General features: G+C 70.6%; 13 protein-coding genes and 1 pseudogene. 9 read left to right on the forward strand and 5 right to left on the reverse strand.

Going from position 1 to position 17,178, the window contains the following annotated elements; all coding sequences use genetic code 11:
- Positions 1-42 precede the first annotated feature (42 nt).
- Positions 43-1,050: a 5-dehydro-2-deoxygluconokinase gene (gene iolC / locus IG84_RS0133350; protein WP_031065769.1), complete on the reverse strand. Its 1,008-nt coding sequence runs from the start codon at positions 1,048-1,050 to the stop codon at positions 43-45.
- 279 nt (positions 1,051-1,329) lie between these two features.
- On the opposite strand from iolC, the gene IG84_RS0133355 reads away from it, so the two are divergent.
- The 5 genes from IG84_RS0133355 to IG84_RS0133375 all read left to right on the forward strand — a co-directional run bounded on the left by IG84_RS0133355 (position 1,330) and on the right by IG84_RS0133375 (position 6,131).
- A complete protein-coding gene (locus tag IG84_RS0133355; RefSeq protein WP_031065772.1) occupies positions 1,330-2,250 on the forward strand; it encodes a sugar phosphate isomerase/epimerase family protein in 921 nt (306 codons plus the stop codon).
- 46 nt (positions 2,251-2,296) lie between these two features.
- A complete protein-coding gene (locus IG84_RS0133360) occupies positions 2,297-3,316 on the forward strand; it encodes a Gfo/Idh/MocA family protein (RefSeq protein WP_031065775.1) in 1,020 nt (339 codons plus the stop codon).
- A gap of 56 nt (positions 3,317-3,372) precedes the next feature.
- Positions 3,373-4,233 carry a sugar phosphate isomerase/epimerase family protein gene (locus IG84_RS0133365; RefSeq protein WP_031065777.1) on the forward strand — a complete coding sequence of 287 codons (861 nt, stop codon included), beginning with the start codon at positions 3,373-3,375 and terminating at the stop codon, positions 4,231-4,233.
- A gap of 4 nt (positions 4,234-4,237) precedes the next feature.
- A complete protein-coding gene (locus IG84_RS0133370) occupies positions 4,238-5,650 on the forward strand; it encodes a sugar porter family MFS transporter (RefSeq protein ID WP_031065779.1) in 1,413 nt (470 codons plus the stop codon).
- Between the two features lie 274 nt (positions 5,651-5,924).
- Positions 5,925-6,131 (forward strand): helix-turn-helix transcriptional regulator, encoded by a 207-nt coding sequence (locus IG84_RS0133375; RefSeq protein WP_031065782.1) that lies wholly within the window; start codon positions 5,925-5,927, stop codon positions 6,129-6,131.
- Between the two features lie 53 nt (positions 6,132-6,184).
- On the opposite strand, the gene IG84_RS0133380 is transcribed toward IG84_RS0133375, so the two are convergent.
- Positions 6,185-7,267, reverse strand: coding sequence for a LacI family DNA-binding transcriptional regulator (locus IG84_RS0133380; protein WP_031065785.1), 1,083 nt, complete (start codon positions 7,265-7,267; stop codon positions 6,185-6,187).
- A 151-nt stretch (positions 7,268-7,418) separates the two neighbouring features.
- Between IG84_RS0133380 and IG84_RS0133385 the strand changes: the two genes are divergently transcribed.
- The gene (locus IG84_RS0133385) at positions 7,419-8,420 is read left to right on the forward strand and encodes a Gfo/Idh/MocA family protein (protein WP_031065788.1); all 1,002 of its coding nucleotides are present in this window, start codon (positions 7,419-7,421) and stop codon (positions 8,418-8,420) included.
- A 14-nt stretch (positions 8,421-8,434) separates the two neighbouring features.
- Entirely contained in the window at positions 8,435-9,316 is an 882-nt protein-coding gene (locus IG84_RS0133390) for a TSUP family transporter (protein WP_031065790.1), read from the forward strand.
- Between the two features lie 183 nt (positions 9,317-9,499).
- Here the strand turns inward: IG84_RS0133390 and IG84_RS40255 are convergent.
- Positions 9,500-9,937, reverse strand: a pseudogene (locus IG84_RS40255) (DedA family protein); the annotation flags it as partial.
- Between the two features lie 126 nt (positions 9,938-10,063).
- Between IG84_RS40255 and IG84_RS0133405 the strand changes: the two are divergent.
- Positions 10,064-10,297 carry a heavy-metal-associated domain-containing protein gene (locus tag IG84_RS0133405; protein WP_031065793.1) on the forward strand — a complete coding sequence of 78 codons (234 nt, stop codon included), beginning with the start codon at positions 10,064-10,066 and terminating at the stop codon, positions 10,295-10,297.
- A gap of 5 nt (positions 10,298-10,302) precedes the next feature.
- Positions 10,303-12,579 carry a heavy metal translocating P-type ATPase gene (locus IG84_RS0133410; protein ID WP_031065796.1) on the forward strand — a complete coding sequence of 759 codons (2,277 nt, stop codon included), beginning with the start codon at positions 10,303-10,305 and terminating at the stop codon, positions 12,577-12,579.
- Between the two features lie 661 nt (positions 12,580-13,240).
- Here IG84_RS0133410 and IG84_RS0133415 read toward each other — a convergent pair.
- A complete protein-coding gene (locus IG84_RS0133415; protein ID WP_030249960.1) occupies positions 13,241-14,530 on the reverse strand; it encodes a citrate synthase in 1,290 nt (429 codons plus the stop codon).
- A 176-nt stretch (positions 14,531-14,706) separates the two neighbouring features.
- Entirely contained in the window at positions 14,707-16,950 is a 2,244-nt protein-coding gene (gene recD2, locus IG84_RS0133420; RefSeq protein ID WP_051862761.1) for an SF1B family DNA helicase RecD2, read from the reverse strand.
- Positions 16,951-17,178: the final 228 nt, after the last annotated feature.

The following is a 17,178-nucleotide window of genomic DNA, read 5'->3' on the forward strand; positions in this document are numbered from 1 at the left end:
GAGCGCCCGCGATGTCCACGCGGGCGGTGTGCGGCAGTGGTCTCAGCGCTCCGCGAGGAACGCTTCGACCTCGGTGGCGGTCGGCATGGCCGAGGAGCAGGCCAGGCGGGCGGCGACGATGGCGCCGGCGGCGTTGGCGTACCGCATCATCGGTTCCAGCTCCCAGCCGGAGAGCAGGCCGTGCACGAGGGCGCCGCCGAAGGAGTCGCCCGCGCCGAGGCCGTTTATGACCTCGACCGGGGTGGGCGGGACCTCGGCGGTGCGGCCGTCGCGGTGCACGGCGAGCACGCCCTTCGGGCCCTGTTTGATGACGGCCAGCTCGACACCCATGTCCAGCAGCGCCTGGGCGCACGCCTTCGGGTCGCGCAGGCCGGTGGCGACCTCCGCCTCGTCGACGTTGCCGACCGCGACGGTGGCGTGCGCCAGCGCCGCTTCGTAGTACGGACGGGCGTTGGCCATCGCCTGCGGGCCGGTCTCGCCGCCGTCCCCGGAGGCGCCGCCCCGGCCGCCCCAGAACATCGGCCGCCAGTCCAGGTCGAAGACGGTGGTGCCGGACTTGCCGCGCGCCTCCAGGGCGGCGAGCGTCGCGGAGCGGCTGGGCTCCTCGCACAGGCCGGTGCCGGTGATCCAGAAGACCCGGGCGGCCCGGATCGCGTCCTGGTCCAGCTCTTCGGGACGGATGACCAGGTCAGGGGCCTTGGGGCGGCGGTAGAAGTACAGCGGGAAGTCGTCCGGCGGGAAGATCTCGCAGAAGGTGACCGGGGTCGGGTACTGCGCGACGGGGGTCACCCAGCGGTCGTCCACGCCGAAGTCGCGCAGCGCGTTGTGGATGTACGTGCCGAAGGGGTCGGCACCGGTACGGCTGATCACGGCGGTGCGGCGGCCCTGCCGCGCCGCGGCGACCGCGACGTTGGTGGCCGAGCCGCCCAGGAACTTTCCGAACGTCTCCACGTCGGCCAGCGAGACGCCGGTCTGCAGCGGGTAGATGTCCACCCCGATGCGGCCCATGGTGATCAGGTCAAAGCGGCCGGTGTCGGTCGGCTCGGTCATGTGCGCCCCTTCGATTCCGCCGGTACCCGCTGTCGGCTCCGGCCAGGTCGGCTCCGACCACAGGTCTAACGGGGCGACTCACGCCCTGTCAACAGTTTGTCCTTACATTCTGACGTCGACGATGCGATGATGGCCGAGTCGCCACGGGTTACAAAGTCCTTAAGTCCTTATGTCAGGACGAAGTCTTGACAGGCTCGGCAGGCCGATGAAGGCTGTGCCACCACAACCCCACCCCGTCCCTTCCCGGTCACCGCCGACCGGTGAGAGGAGAGCCGCACCATGCCCGTACCCAGCGCAGATGTGCCCCGTCTGGACCGGCTCCGCGTCGGATCGGCACCCGATTCCTGGGGCGTCTGGTTCCCCGAGGACGACCAGCAGGTCCCTTGGGAACGCTTCCTGGACGAGGTCAGCGAGGCCGGTTACGAATGGATCGAACTGGGGCCTTACGGCTACCTCCCCACCGACCCTGCCGTACTCCACCGCGAGATCGCCAAGCGTGACCTGAAGGTGTCGGCCGGCACGATCTTCACCTCGATGCACCGCGGCCCCGAGAACTGGGACGCGACCTGGCAGCACGTCAGCGAGGTCGCCACGCTGACCAAGGCGATGGACGCCAAGCACCTCGTCGTGATCCCGTCCTTCTGGCGCGACGACAAGACCGCCGAGCTGATCGAGCCGAGCGAGCTGACCACCGAGCAGTGGAAGCACCTCACCGGCGGCATGGAGCGGCTGGCGAAGCAGGTACGCGACGAGTTCGGCCTGGACATCGTCGTGCACCCGCACGCCGACACCCACATCGACACCGAGGAGCACGTCGAGCGCTTCCTCGACGGCACCGACTCCTCGCTGGTCAACCTCTGCCTGGACACCGGCCACTACGCCTACTGCGGCGGCGACAGCGTCAAGCTGATCAAGACCTACGGCGAGCGGATCGGCTACCTCCACCTCAAGCAGGTCGACCCCGACATCCTCGCCGACGTCCAGACCAACGGCACCCCCTTCGGGCCCGCCGTCAAGCAGGGCGTGATGTGCGAGCCGCCGCTCGGCGTGCCGGCCCTGCCGCCCGTCCTGGAGGCCGCGCAGGCCCTGGACGTGGACCTCTTCGCCATCGTCGAGCAGGACATGTACCCCTGCCCGCCCACCCAGCCGTACCCGATCGCCGAGCGCACCCGCCGCTTCCTGCGCTCCTGCGGCGCGTAACGCCACGCAACTCCCCACCCCGTACGAAAGACGAGGAGCACGAACCATGACGCAGCACGGAACGCTCGGGGTCGCGGTCATCGGCACCGGCCGGATGGGCTCGGACCACGTACGCCGCATCGACGACGTCATCAGCGGCGCGCGGGTCGCCGCCGTGGTGGACATCGACGCCGCCCGGGTGAAGGCCATCGCCGACGGCATCGAGGGCTGTACTCCGTACACCGACCCGGTCGCCGCGATGGACGACCCGGCGGTCGGCGCGGTACTGATCGCCTCCCCCGGCCCGGCCCACGAGGCCACGCTGCTCGCCGCGTTCGAGCGCGACCTTCCGGTGCTGTGCGAGAAGCCGCTCACCCCGGATGCCGAGTCCGCGCTCCGTGTCCTGCGGGCCGAGGAGAAGCTGGGCCACCGCCGCGTACAGGTCGGCTTCATGCGCCGCTACGACGCCGACTACATGAAGCTCAAGGACCGGCTGGACCAGGGCGCCTACGGGCGGCCGCTGATGCTGCACAACAAGCACCGCAACCCCAACTGCCCGCCCGGCTTCACCAACGCCATGATGATCAACGACTCGGCCGTGCACGAGATCGACGTCACCCGCTGGCTGCTGGACGAGGAGATCACCTCCGTCCGCGTGCTGTTCCCGAAGCCGACCGACAAGGCCCCCGAGGGCCTGAGCGACCCGCAGCTCATCCTCTTCGAGACCGCTTCCGGCCGGATCGTGGACACCGAACTGTTCGTCAACTGCGGTTTCGGCTACCAGGTGATGTGCGAGGCGGTCTGCACCGACGGCACCGCCCGCATCGGCGACAACCACGGCGTCTTCGCCAACACCGCCACCGGCTGGGGCGGCACCATCGACCCCGGTTTCGAGGACCGCTTCGCCGACGCCTACGACCGCCAGGTGCAGCGCTGGGTCGACGCCACCCGCCGCGGCGAGGTCGAGGGCCCGAGCGTCTGGGACGGCTACGCCGCGGCGGCCGTCTGCGAGGCCGGCGTGCGGGCCCAGGAGACCGGCGAGCGCGTCACGGTCGAGCTGGCCGAGCGCCCCGCCCTGTACCGCTGAGAGATCCACACCGCGCTGGACTCCTCCCTTGTACGTCCCGAAAGGCTGCCCCTCCCGTGAAGATCGCCCTTGACCCGTACATGTTCCGGAACGTCCCCCTGCTCGAACTCCCCGGCCTCGTCGCCGAGCTGGGCTTCGAGTGGATCGAGCTGTCGCCGCGCGAGGACTTCACCCCCTTCTTCCTGCACCCGCGCGTGGACGACGGCACCGTGCAGAAGTTCCGCAAGGAGCTGACCGCGGCGGGCGTCGGCATCTCCTCCGTCCTCCCGCTGTACAAGTGGTCCTCGCCGGACGAGGACGAGCGCCAGGCCGCCGTCCGGTACTGGAAGCGGGCCATCCAGATCACCGCCGACCTCGGCGTCTCCGCGATGAACTCGGAGTTCAACGGCCGCCCCGAGAAGGCCGACCGCAGCGAGGGGCAGTTCTGGCGCTCCCTGGAGGAGCTGCTGCCGGTCTTCGAGCGGGAGAGCATCACGCTCGCCCTGGAACCGCACCCGGACGACTTCATCGAGGACGGCCACGCCGCCGTCGACATGATCCGCGGCATCAACAGCCCGCTGGTGTCCTTCTTGTACTGCGCGCCGCACACCTTCCACCAGGGCAACGACGCGCCGGGCATCCTGAAGCACGCGGGCGACCTGACCACCGCCGTCCACCTGGCCGACTCCTTCGACCACACCGGCTCCTCCGGGCTGCGCTACATCGTCAACCCGCCGGGCTCGGCCGTACGGATCCACCAGCACCTGGACATCGGCCAGGGCGAGGTCGACTTCGACGAGCTCTTCCGGGAGCTGGCCGCCAACGGCTTCGACGGCACGCTGGTCTCCTCGGTCTTCGCCTGGGAGGAGCGGGCGAAGGAGTCCTCCCGCTTCATGCGGGAGACGATCGGCGAGTACGTCACCCGGTACTGGGGCTGACCTGATGGCCGCCCCGACCAGACCGGGCACCGCCGTGCGCGAGGAGAACCCCCGCACGGCCGGCAAGAAGGCCCAGCGCTTCATCGTCGGCATCGCTGCCATTGCCGCCATCGGCGGCGCCCTGTTCGGCTACGACACCGGAGTCGTCTCCGGCGCGCTCCCCTTCATGGAGGAGCACTTCGGCCTCACCTCCCTCGGGGAAGGCGTCATCACCAGCGCCCTGCTGATCGGCGCGGCCTTCGGCTCGCTGGCCGGCGGCCGCATGTCGGACCGGCTCGGCCGCCGCAACTCCCTGCTGTGGGCGGGCGCGGTGTTCATCGGGGGCGCGATAGCGGTCGCACTCGCGCCCTCGGTCGCCTTCATGGTGGTGGCACGCTTCGTCCTCGGCCTCGCCGTGGGCAGCGCGTCCGTCATCACCCCGCTGTACCTGTCGGAGATCGCCCCGCCGCACATCCGGGGGCGGCTGGTCTCCTTCAACTCCCTGATGATCGTCAGCGGCCAGTTGCTGGCGTACCTCATCAACGCGGTGCTCGCGCACTGGGAGGCGTGGCGCTGGATGCTCGGCCTCGCCGCGCTGCCCGCCGTCGCCCTCTTCATCGGCCTGTTCTTCCTGCCGGACACCCCCCGCTGGTACATGAGCAAGGGGCGTACGGAAGAAGCGGGCGCCGTCCTGCGGCGCACCCTGCCGGCCGGTGAAGTGGACGACGAGCTGGCCCGCATCGAGCAGGCCCGCGCCCTGGAGGCGGACGCCCAGCGCGGCGCCTGGCAGGAACTGCGTACCCCCTGGGTGCGCCGCATCCTCCTGGTCGGCATCGGCCTGTCGATCGTCCAGCAGATCACCGGCGTCAACGCGGTCATCTACTTCGCCCCGAAGATCCTGCTGACCACGGGGCTGGGCACGAACGCCGCGATCACCGCGACCATCGCGGTCGGCGCGATCTCCGTGCTCGCCACCGCGGTCGGCATGTCACTGATCGACAAGGTCGGCCGCCGCCCGATGCTGATCTGGGGCCTGACGGGGATGACCGTCTCCCTGGCCCTGCTCGGCGCGTCCTTCCACCTCCCGCAGTCCACCGGGGTCAGCTATCTCGTGCTCGCCCTGATGGTGCTCTACATGGCCTTCATGCAGGCCACGCTGAACACCGGGGTGTGGCTGCTGCTCGCCGAGATGTTCCCCCTGAAGGTGCGGGGACTGGCCATGGGCGCGGCGGTGTTCGTGATGTGGCTCGTCAACTTCGGGGTGGCGCTGCTCTTCCCGGTGCTGCTGGACGCGGCCGGCGCCGCCATCACGTTCTGGCTGTTCGGCGTCATGTGCGTGCTGTCGCTGGTCTTCTGCAAGCGGTACGCGCCGGAGACCAAGGGCATGGCCCTGGAGGACCTGGAACACGAGCTGCGCAAGGCCGCTACGGGGGCGTGACCAGGGGTACTGCGGGGTGAGAAGGGCTTCTGCTTCTCGGAAGGGCCGGGCGAGATGATCGCCCGGCCCTTCTCCGTACGGAAACGGGCGTCCGGGCCGCGTCACCGTCGTCACCGTTACGCGGGTCTTCGGTCACAGACCGTCAACAGCCTGCCTCCGCTGCTCAAGGGCGTCGTTGCACCGGGCACAGGGTGAGTGATCGCCACGCCGTACGCAGTTCCCCCGCGGGCTCTTTTGGAGCCGCCTGCGTGCGGCCGAGGGAGGTGCGCAGAACATGACCGACCGGAGGCTCTGGTCGTACAAGGAGATCGCCGCACACATCCGGGTCCAGCCGGACACCGTGCGCTCCTACCGCAAGCACGGACTGCTGCCCCCACCGGACCTCGTGGAGGGCGGCAAGCCGTTCTGGTTCGCCGACACCGTGCGGGAATGGGTGACCCGCCGCCCGGGCCACCGGGGCCGGCGCGACCGCGAGGACTGAGCCCCGCCGACCACCGTCCTTTCAAGGCCCCGTACCGCCCCCGGTGCGGGGCCTCAGTACGGGGCCGCTGCCGTCCCCCGGACCTCCAAGGTCGGCTCCACGAGCTGCCGTTCGGCGGGGCGGTCCGGACGGTCCATCCGGTCCAGCAGGCACTGCGCGGCCCGCCGCCCCACCTCGTGACTGGCGTTGTTCACGGTCGTCAGCCACAGGTGCCGGATCCGCGCGAGATACGTGTTGTCGCAGCCGATGAGGGAGAGGTCGCGGGGCACGTCCAGACCCAGCTCCTGCGCCGCCGAGAGCACGCCGACGGCCGCGATGTCGTTGAACGCGAAGACGGCGGTGGGGCGTTCGACGCCACCCGCGCGGCGGCCCGTACCGCCGGCCGTACCGCCGAGCAGCCGCACGGCCGCCCGGTAACCGCCCTCCTCGGTCGCGTCGCTGGGTGCCATCAGCACCCGGTCGTCCAGCCCGTGTGCGCGCATCGCCGCTTCATAGCCGCGCCGGCGCAGCTCGCCGACGCTGCCCTGGCCCATGATGTGGGCGATCCGGCGGTGCCCGAGGGCGATGAGGTGCTCGGTGGCGAGCCGGGCGCCGCGCTCGTCGTCGTTGGCGACGGTGTCCACCCTGGGCAGCCGCGGGTCATGGGTGCCGGCGACGACGGTCGGCAGCCGCCCGGCGGCCTCCGCGAGCGCGCCGGTGTCCGGCAGCGTGCCCACCGCGACCAGGCCGTCCACCCGGAGCTCGGCGAACGTACGGGTGAAGTCCTCCCCCGTGCGCCGGTTGAGGCGGCCGTCGGCCATCAGCATCCGCAGGCCGTGCGCGTGCAGTACGGAGTTCAGGCCGTCCAGCAGCTCGACGAACCAGGGGTTGCGCATGTCGTTGAGGAGCACGCCGACGGTGTGCGTGCGCCGCGCCACGAGGCTGCGCGCCGCGGCGTTGGGCCGGTAGTCCAGCTCCCGTACCGCTTCCAGCACGGCGGCCCGCTTGGCGTCGCTGACCTGCGGCGAGCCCCGCAGCACGAGCGAGACCAGCGACTTGGAGACACCGGCGCGCTCGGCGACGCTGCGGATCGTCGGGGGCCTGGCGGCCACGTCCCCCGCCACCGCCCGCCCCGCAGGCTCTTTGGACCGTTCCATGGCGCGAAATCCTTCCATTCACCGCACGAACCCGTCAACGCACGACCACACTCCCCCTCTCCCAAGGGTTGACACCACCATGTAAGGACATGCAGGGTCCTGGGCAGCGATTGGACCGTTCCAAAAGTTTTTGGACAAGGGAGTGGCAGCAATGAAGCTCGGCCTCATCGGCACCGGCCGCATCGGCGCGTTCCACGCCGAGACCCTGAAGACCGTCCCCGGCGTGCACGAGATCGTCGTCGCGGATGCGGATGCCACCCGCGCCTGCGAGTTGGCTGACAAGCTCGGCCTCCAGGCCGCCGCCTCCCTCGAGGACATGTACGCGGGCGGCCTGGACGGCGTGGTGATCACCGCCGCCACCAGCGCCCACGCCACTCTCATCCACCAGGCCCTGGACCACGGGGTCCCGGTCTTCTGCGAGAAGCCGGTGGCACTCGACGTCCCCGGCACCCGCACCGTCGTCGAACGCGCCGCGCACAGTCCCGTCCCCGTACAGATCGGCTTCCAGCGCCGCTTCGACGCGGGCTACAACGCCACCCGTGAGGCGCTGCGCTCCGGCGAGCTGGGCTGGCTGCACACCCTCCGCGCCTGTACGTCCGACCAGACGCCGCCCCCCGCCGCGTACATCCCCACCTCCGGCGGCCTCTTCCGCGACTGCTCCATCCACGACTTCGACATCCTGCGCTGGCTGACCGGCCGCGAGGTCGTCTCCGTCTACGCCCAGGGCGCCAACAAGGGCGAGTCCTTCTTCGCCGACGGCGACGACGTGGACACCTGTGCCGCGCTGCTCCGGTTCGACGACGACACCCTCGCGACCGTCACCGCCACCCGCTACAACGGCGCGGGCCACGACGTCCGCCTGGAGGTCTGCGGCTCCAAGGGCGCCCGCTTCGTCGGCCTGGACGACCGCGCCCCGATGCCCACCGCCGAGGCCCGGCTCTCCTGGCAGCAGGCCGCCCCGTACGCGACCTTCATGGAGCGCTTCCACGACGCGTACGTCACCGAGCTGACCGCCTTCACCGAGGTCGCGGCGGGCCGCGCGGAGAACCCCTGCCCGGCCGCCGACGCCCTCGAAGCGCTCTACATCGCGGAGGCGTGCGACCGCTCGCGCCGCACCGGCGAGCCGGTCGCGATCGCCGACGTACGCGCCTGACCCGCATCGTCGCCGTGCTCGGCCTGGGACTCCTCCCCCTGCTCACCCTCGCGGTGGCCGCGCTGCTGGCGGGCTTCTCCAAGACCGCCCTCAGCGGCGTGGCCGCCGTCAGCGTGGCCCTGTTCGCCGCCGTACTCCCCGCCAAGGAGTCCACCGGCGCCCTGCTGCCCCTCCTCCTGGCCGGCGACGTCATCGCCGTACGGACCTACCGCCGCCACGCCGACCGCCCGACCCTCCGCCGCCTCTTCCCCTCCGTCGCCGCGGGCGTCCTCGCGGGCGTCGCGTTCACGGCCCTCGCCGACGACACCCTCATACGCCGCACCATCGGCGCCCTCCTCCTGACCATCACGGCCCACCACCTCTGGCAACGCCGCCGCCGAACACCCCCGGCCCGGACCACGCCCCCATCCGCTACCACCGCCTCCGCCACGCCCCCACCCGGCACAACCGCCTCCCCCACGCCCGCGCCCCCACCCGGTACAGCCGCCTCCGCCAAGCCCGCGACCGCACTCGGTACGGCCATGGACACCACCCGCCCTCATGCCTCCTCCCTCCGCACCCCCCTCTACGGCCTCATCGCCGGCTTCGCCACCATGGTCGCCAACGCGGGCGGCCCGGCGATGTCCCTCTACCTGCTCGCCTCAAGGCTCGGCATGCTCGGCTTCCTCGGCACGGCGGCATGGTTCTTCTTCCTGGTGAACGCCTTCAAGCTCCCCTTCAGCGCAGCCCTCGGCCTGCTGACCCCACACACCCTCCTCCTGGACGCGGCCCTCCTCCCCGCCCTCCTCCTCGGCGCCCACCTCGGCCGCCGCACCATCCACCACCTCAACCAACCCCTCTTCACCCACCTCACCCTCCTCCTGACCACAGCGGCGGCCCTGAACCTGCTCCGCTGAGCGGGCGGCCATACGCCGCACCACCAGGTACTGGACAAGGGCCGTCGCGCCGCAGACCGCCGCGGAGAGGCCGAGACTCAGAGCGAGGGCGGGGACGAGGGACCTGGTGGCCGTGACGCCGAGGTAGCCGACGCCGACCGAGTACGAGGCCCAGAGCGTCTCGGCAATCGCACAGCCGAGGACATAACGCCGTACGGGGTACCGGACCAGGCCGGTGGCGAGCGCCGCGGCGACCCGCCCCGCCGGGAGGAAGCGGACGCCCGCCACGAAGGGCACGCCGTACCGGTCGATCAGCAGGGTCGTGCGCTCCAGGAACAGCCTGCGCCGCGTGCTGCGCCGCATCCAGCGGCGCGCCGGTCCCCCGAACTTCCGGGCCGCCAAGTGGAGTGCCAGGTCTCCCGCGACCGCGCTGCCCGCGACCGTCAGGAGGACGAGGGGGAGGTGGAGGGTGCCGTGGGCGGCGAGGACGCCGGCCCAGGCGAGGAGGGCGGAGTTGGGCAGCAGTGGCGGCGCGGTGGTCAGTGCCAGTAGTCCGTACATGGCGAGCGCGTTCACGGCGGCCCCGATCCCTCGGCCGGGCGTTCCCTGTGTTCTTCCAGGCTGACCCCATCCCCGCGGCATGGCCAATTACGTAGGGTTCGGGTGGGTTTTTCGGCGGCGGTGCGGGATACCCGTGCGTTCATACCCCCTAGGGGTATAAAGTGGTACGTGGAACACCAACAGCCACCCCGGCACTAGGAGAATCCCATGTCCGCACCGGCCGACCAGCCCGTCACCACCACCTACAAGGTCACCGGCATGACCTGCGGTCACTGTGAGGGCGCAGTGAGGGAAGAGATCTCGGAGATCGCCGGTGTCAGCTCGGTCGAGGCGGCCGCCTCGACCGGTCTCGTCACCGTCGTCTCGCAGGCCCCGCTCGACGAGGAGGCCGTGCGCGCCGCCGTCGACGAGGCCGGCTACGAGCTCGTGGGCCGGGCCTGACCCCCATGCCGGAGACAGCCGTGCAGGCGCAGGTCGAGCTGGCCATCGGCGGCATGACCTGCGCCTCGTGCGCCGCGCGCGTGGAGAAGAAGCTCAACCGGATGGAGGGCGTGACCGCCACCGTCAATTACGCGACGGAGAAGGCGCGGGTCGCCTATGAGCCGGGCGTCGAGATCGCCGATCTGATCGCCACGGTGGAGCGGACCGGGTACACGGCGCGCGAGCCGCAGCCCGAGCCGGAGCCGACCTCCCCCGCGCCGGGCGCGCACGAGGAGAAAGAAGCCGGAGCCCAGGAAGGACCCGACGGCGCCCTGGCATCGCTGCGCCAGCGGCTGACCGTCTCGGCCGTACTCGCCGCGCCCGTGGTCGCGCTGTCGATGATTCCTGTACTGCAGTTCGACAACTGGCAGTGGCTGTGCCTGACGCTGGCCGCGCCGGTCGTCGTCTGGGGCGCGTACCCCTTCCACCGCGCTGCCTGGACGAACCTGCGGCACGGCGCCGCCACGATGGACACGCTGGTCTCCCTCGGCACGCTGGCCGCGTTCGGCTGGTCGCTGTGGGCGCTGTTCTTCGGGCACGCCGGGATGCCGGGGATGCGGCACGGCTTCGATCTGACCGCCCGGCACGGGGACGGCTCGTCCGCGATCTACCTGGAGGCGGCGGCCGGAGTCACCGCGTTCCTGCTGCTCGGGCGCTATCTGGAGGCCCGCTCCAAGCGGAAGGCGGGCGCGGCGCTGCGCGCCCTGATGGACCTGGGCGCCAAGGACGTGGCCGTCCTCCGCGACGGGCGCGAAACGCGCATCCCGGTGGACCGGCTGGCCGTCGGCGACCGGTTCGTCGTACGGCCCGGGGAGAAGATCGCGACGGACGGGACGGTCGTCGAGGGCTCCTCGGCCGTGGACGCCTCGATGCTCACCGGCGAGTCCGTACCGGTCGACGTGGCGCCGGGCGACGCGGTGACCGGCGCGACCGTGAACACCGCGGGACGGCTCGTCGTCGAGGCCACCCGCATCGGCGCGGACACCCGGCTCGCGCGGATGGCGCAGCTCGTGGAGGACGCGCAGAGCGGCAAGGCCGAAGCGCAACGGCTCGCGGACCGGATCTCGGCCGTCTTCGTGCCGGTGGTACTGGTGATCGCCCTCGCCACGCTCGTCGTACGGCTGCTGGTGACCGGCGACGCCACCGCCGCGTTCACCGCCGCGGTCGCCGTCCTGATCATCGCCTGCCCGTGCGCGCTGGGGCTGGCCACGCCGACCGCGCTGATGGTCGGTACGGGCCGGGGCGCCCAGCTCGGCATCCTGATCAAGGGCCCGGAGGTACTGGAGTCCACGCGCCGGGTCGACACGGTCGTTCTGGACAAGACCGGCACGGTCACCACCGGGCGGATGAGCCTGTACGAGGCGGTCCCGGCGGCGGACACGGACGAGAAGACCCTGCTGCGGCTCGCCGGCGCCCTGGAGCACGCCTCGGAGCACCCGGTGGCCCGGGCGATCGCGGAGGGCGCTCAGAAGCGCGTGGGGGAGCTTCCGGCGGTAGAGCGCTTCGAGAGCGCGGCGGGCCTGGGCGTACGCGGCACCGTGGACGGCCACGAGGTCGTCGTGGGCCGCGAGCGCCTGCTGACCGCCACGGAGGGTTCCGCGCTCCCCGCCGAGCTCGCCGACGCCCGGGACCGGGCCGAGGCCGCGGGCCGTACGGCCGTCCTGGTCGCCTGGGACGGGCGAGTACGCGGCGTGCTGTCGGTCGCCGACACCGTGAAGGACGGCAGTACGGAGGCGGTCGCGCGGCTGCGGTCGCTCGGGCTGACCCCGGTACTGCTCACCGGCGACAACAAGGCCGTCGCGGCGAGCGTCGCCCGCGAGGTCGGCATCGACGCCGACCAGGTTTTCGCCGAGGTCATGCCGGAGGACAAGGTCGCGGTGGTACAGCGGCTGCAGGAGCAGGGCCGGTCGGTCGCCATGGTCGGGGACGGCGTGAACGACGCCGCCGCGCTCGCCCGCGCCGACCTGGGCCTGGCCATCGGTACCGGTACGGACGCGGCCATCGAGGCCGCCGACCTCACCCTCGCCCGCGGGGACATCCGGGTAGCGGCCGACGCCATCCGGCTCGCCCGGCGCACCCTGGGGACGATCAAGGGCAACCTTTTCTGGGCGTTCGGCTACAACGTCGCGGCCATTCCGCTCGCGGTGGCCGGGCTGCTCGACCCGATGATCGCGGGGGCGGCGATGGCGTTCTCGTCGGTCTTCGTGGTGACGAACAGCCTGCGGCTGCGGTCGTTCACGTAGGAGACTCTGCGGGCAAGCAGAAGACTTTGCGGGCGGACCGTCCCGTCGTGGAACGGAGCTCCCGGGATGCGCGCAGGGCCCAGGGAGTTCCCGTTCTTCGCGAGTAACTGGGTGGGGTTCTTCACCTGATTGGGGACCTTCACACAGTTCTCACAACCCGCACCGTACCCATACACTGGGGCCCCGATCTCCTGACCGGGGCCCTTGACCGTATTCGCCCGATATGGCAAGAGACCCAGATCACAGAGGTTCGGACGTAACCATTCGAGGGGGTCGTGAGTCTAACCGTGCAGTACAAGCACCCCGGCGGGGCTTGTACTCGGCAACCGGACCGGTCTTGGGGGACTTCGTCCGGTACGCGTGGCCGGGGCGACGTGCCCGGGGAGCTTTGAGCGGCCCTCCCGTACGTGCGCGTCCCGGCAGCTCGCGCAACGCAGTAGAGCAGGGTGCCCTCAATGGACGCCCGGACGGATCCCGTGGGGGGAATCCGACCCGGGAAAGGGAAGCGCCCCCCGCTCCGGACCCGTGGGGGGATCTGGAGCGAGGGGCGCTTTTCGCCTTTTTGCAGCCGCTTTCGCGGCACGCGTTCAGCCGCTTTCGCGGCGCGCGCGGCGGGCCCTGGCCGGCCCGCACTGCGGGCCGGCGGACGGCAAGCCTGGTGTCAGCGCTGCTCGACCGGGACGAAGTCGCGCTCGACCACGCCGGTGTAGATCTGGCGCGGACGGCCGATGCGGGAGCCGGGCTCCTTGATCATCTCGTGCCACTGGGCGATCCAACCGGGGAGCCGGCCGAGCGCGAAGAGCACGGTGAACATCTCGGTCGGGAAGCCCATGGCCCGGTAGATCAGGCCAGTGTAGAAGTCCACGTTCGGGTAGAGCTTGCGCTCGACGAAGTAGTCGTCGGCCAGCGCGTGCTCTTCCAGCTTCAGGGCGATGTCCAGGAGCTGGTCGGACTTGCCGAGCGCCGAGAGGACGTCGTGCGCCGCCGCCTTGATGATCTTCGCCCGGGGGTCGAAGTTCTTGTAGACGCGGTGCCCGAAGCCCATGAGCTTCACGCCGTCTTCCTTGTTCTTCACCTTGCGGATGAAGGTGTCGACGTCGCCGCCGTCGCGCTGGATGCCTTCCAGCATCTCCAGCACGGACTGGTTCGCACCGCCGTGCAGCGGGCCCCACAGCGCGTTGATGCCGGCCGAGATCGAGGCGAAGAGGTTCGCCTGCGAGGAGCCGACCAGGCGCACGGTCGAGGTCGAGCAGTTCTGCTCGTGGTCGGCGTGCAGGATCAGCAGCTTGTCCAGGGCGCTGGTGACGACCGGGTCCAGGTCGTACTCGGCGGCGGGCACCGAGAAGGTCATGCGCAGGAAGTTCTCGACGTAGCCGAGGTCGTTCCGCGGGTAGACGACCGGGTGGCCGACCGACTTCTTGTACGCGTACGCCGCGATCGTCGGCAGCTTGGCCAGCAGCCGGATGCTGGAGAGGTAGCGCTGCTGCTCATCGAACGGGTTGTGGCTGTCCTGGTAGAAGGTGGACAGCGCGCTGACGACCGAGGACAGCATCGCCATCGGGTGGGCGTCCCGCGGGAAGCCGTCGTAGAAGCGCTTGACGTCCTCGTGGAGCAGCGTGTGGTAGGTGATGTCCTCCTTGAAGGAGGACAGCTCGTCGACGGTCGGCAGCTCGCCGTTGATGAGCAGGTACGCGGTCTCGATGAACGTGCTGCGCTCTGCGAGCTGCTCGATCGGGTAGCCGCGGTACCGGAGAATGCCCGCTTCACCATCGAGATAGGTGACCGCGGATTTATACGCAGCGGTGTTGCCGTAACCGGAATCCAGGGTCACCAGACCGGTCTGTGCGCGCAGCTTCGAGATGTCGAAGCCCTTGTCGCCGACGCTGCTGTCGACGACCGGGTAGGTGTATTCGCCGTCCCCGTAACGCAGTACTACAGAGTTGTCGCTCACGTCATCCCTCACCGACGTTGTGCCTCTTCTTCGAGGTGCCCTGACTGCCTATACCTTCCCCCATTTGGACCTTGCCTGTGCACTCGGGGTCGGCCATAGGGCCCTAAGACGGCACTCAGTGCCGCCCAGCTGCCCATCTTGCGCCCCTTCGCCCCAATGGGGAAAGGGGTGACACCTCACATCGTGCCGCCAAGCCGGTGATCCAGCGCGGTATGCCTGCGACCCGCCGATATCGTCCGCACCGCCTGGCCCAGCGCCTTGCGCGACCCCACCAGCACCACCAATCGCTTTGCCCGGGTAACCGCCGTATAGAGAAGATTGCGCTGCAGCATCATCCACGCCCCCGTCGTGACGGGAATCACCACTGCCGGGTACTCACTTCCCTGCGAACGGTGGATCGTCACCGCGTACGCGTGCGCCAGCTCGTCCAGCTCGTCGAAGTCGTACGGCACCTCCTCGTCCTCGTCGGTCAGCACGGTCAGCCGCTGGTCCTCGACGCTCAGGTCCGTGACCACCCCCACCGTGCCGTTGAAGACGCCGTTGCGGCCCTTCTCGTAGTTGTTCCGGATCTGGGTGACCTTGTCGCCGACGCGGAAAACCCGGCCGCCGAAGCGGCGCTCGGGGAGGTCGGGCCGGGCCGGGGTGACCGCTTGCTGCAGCAGACCGTTCAGCGCGCCGGCGCCGGCCGGACCGCGGTGCATCGGCGCCAGCACCTGCACGTCCCGCCGCGGGTCGAGGCCGAACTTCGCCGGGATCCGGCGGGCCGCCACATCGACCGTCAGCCGCCCGGCCTCCTCGGTGTCCTCCTGCGGGAAGAGGAAGAAGTCGGGCATGCCGGTCGTGATCGGCAGCGTCCCGGCGTTGATCCGGTGTGCGTTGGTCACCACACCCGAATGCTGCGCCTGCCGGAAGATCCTGGTCAGCCGTACGGCCGGCACCGGGCTGTCGTCCGCGAGCAGGTCGCGCAGCACCTCCCCGGCGCCCACGGACGGCAGCTGGTCCACATCGCCCACGAGGAGGAGGTGTGCGCCCGGCGGCACGGCCTTGATGAGCTTGTTGGCGAGCAGCAGGTCCAGCATCGACGCCTCGTCGACCACCACGAGGTCGGCGTCCAGCGGCCGGTCCTGGTCGTACGCGGCGTCCCCGCCGGGCTTCAGCTCCAGCAGCCGGTGCACCGTGGCGGCCTCCGCGCCGGTCAGCTCGGCCAGCCGCTTGGCGGCCCGCCCGGTCGGCGCCGCCAGCAGTACCTGTGCCCTCTTGGCGCGCGCCAGCTCCACCACAGAGCGGACCGTGAAGGACTTGCCGCAGCCGGGGCCGCCGGTGAGCACCGCGACCTTCTCGGTCAGCGCCAGCTTCACCGCCGCCTCCTGCTCGGGCGCCAGCTTGGCTCCCGTACGGTCGGCGAGCCACGCCAGCGCCTTGTCCCACGGCACGTCGTGGAAGGCCGGCATCCGGTCCTCCCCGGCCCGCAGCAGCCGCCGCAGCCGCCCGGCCAGGGACAGCTCGGCGCGGTGGAAGGGGACCAGATACACGGCCGTTATGGGCTCGCCGCCGTCAGGCGCGGGCACGGTCTCCCGCACCACCCCTTCCGGATCCTCGGCCAGCTCCGCCAGGCAGTCGATGACCAGCCCCGTGTCCACCTGAAGCAGCTTCACGGAGTCGGCGATGAGCTGTTCCTGGGGCAGGAAGCAGTGCCCCTGATCGGTGGACTGGGACAGCGCGTACTGCAGGCCGGCCTTCACCCGGTCCGGGCTGTCGTGCGGGATGCCCACCGACTGGGCGATGCGGTCGGCGGTCAGGAAGCCGATGCCCCAGACATCGGCGGCGAGGCGGTACGGCTGGTTCCGTACAACAGAGATGGATGCGTCGCCGTACTTCTTGTAGATCCGCACCGCGATGGAGGTGGACACTCCGACTCCCTGGAGGAAGACCATGACCTCCTTGATGGCCTTCTGCTCCTCCCAGGCCGCGCCGATCATCTTCGTCCGCTTCGGCCCGAGGCCGGGCACTTCGATGAGGCGCTTCGGCTCCTTCTCGATGACCTCGAGGGTGTCCGTGCCGAAGTGCTCGGTGATCCGGTCGGCGATCCGCGGGCCGATGCCCTTGATCAGGCCGGAGCCGAGATAGCGGCGGATGCCCTGCACCGTGGCGGGAAGCACCGTGCGGTAGTTCTCGACCATGAACTGGCGGCCGAACTGGGGGTGGGAGCCCCAGCGGCCCTCCATGCGCAGCGACTCGCCCGGCTGGGCGCCGAGCAGCGCCCCGACCACTGTGAGCAGGTCATTGCCGCCGCGGCCGGTGTCGACGCGCGCGACCGTGTAGCCGTTGTCCTCGTTGGCGTAAGTGATCCGCTCCAGGACACCTTCGACGACGGCCTGGCCGGGTGGGTTGTTCGGGCCTCCCCCGCGCGTTCGCTGCATGGAACCGAAGGTACCGCCGGGATCGGACATCGCCGGGGGCCTGTGGACAACCCGGCGGCCGGGCCTGCAGGTTATCCACAGGCCGGACATTTCGACCGGCCATTTCGAGGGGCCCGGCGTACTGCCGGGCCCCTCGGTCCCCCCTCGGGTTCCCCCCTTTTCATCGCCGCCCGACCATCCCCCGGGTCTCCCCCGCAGGCGCCGATGTCCAGTACGACCTCCAAAGGG

Source organism: Streptomyces ochraceiscleroticus, from assembly GCF_000720485.1.
GTDB lineage: Bacteria > Actinomycetota > Actinomycetes > Streptomycetales > Streptomycetaceae > Streptomyces > Streptomyces ochraceiscleroticus.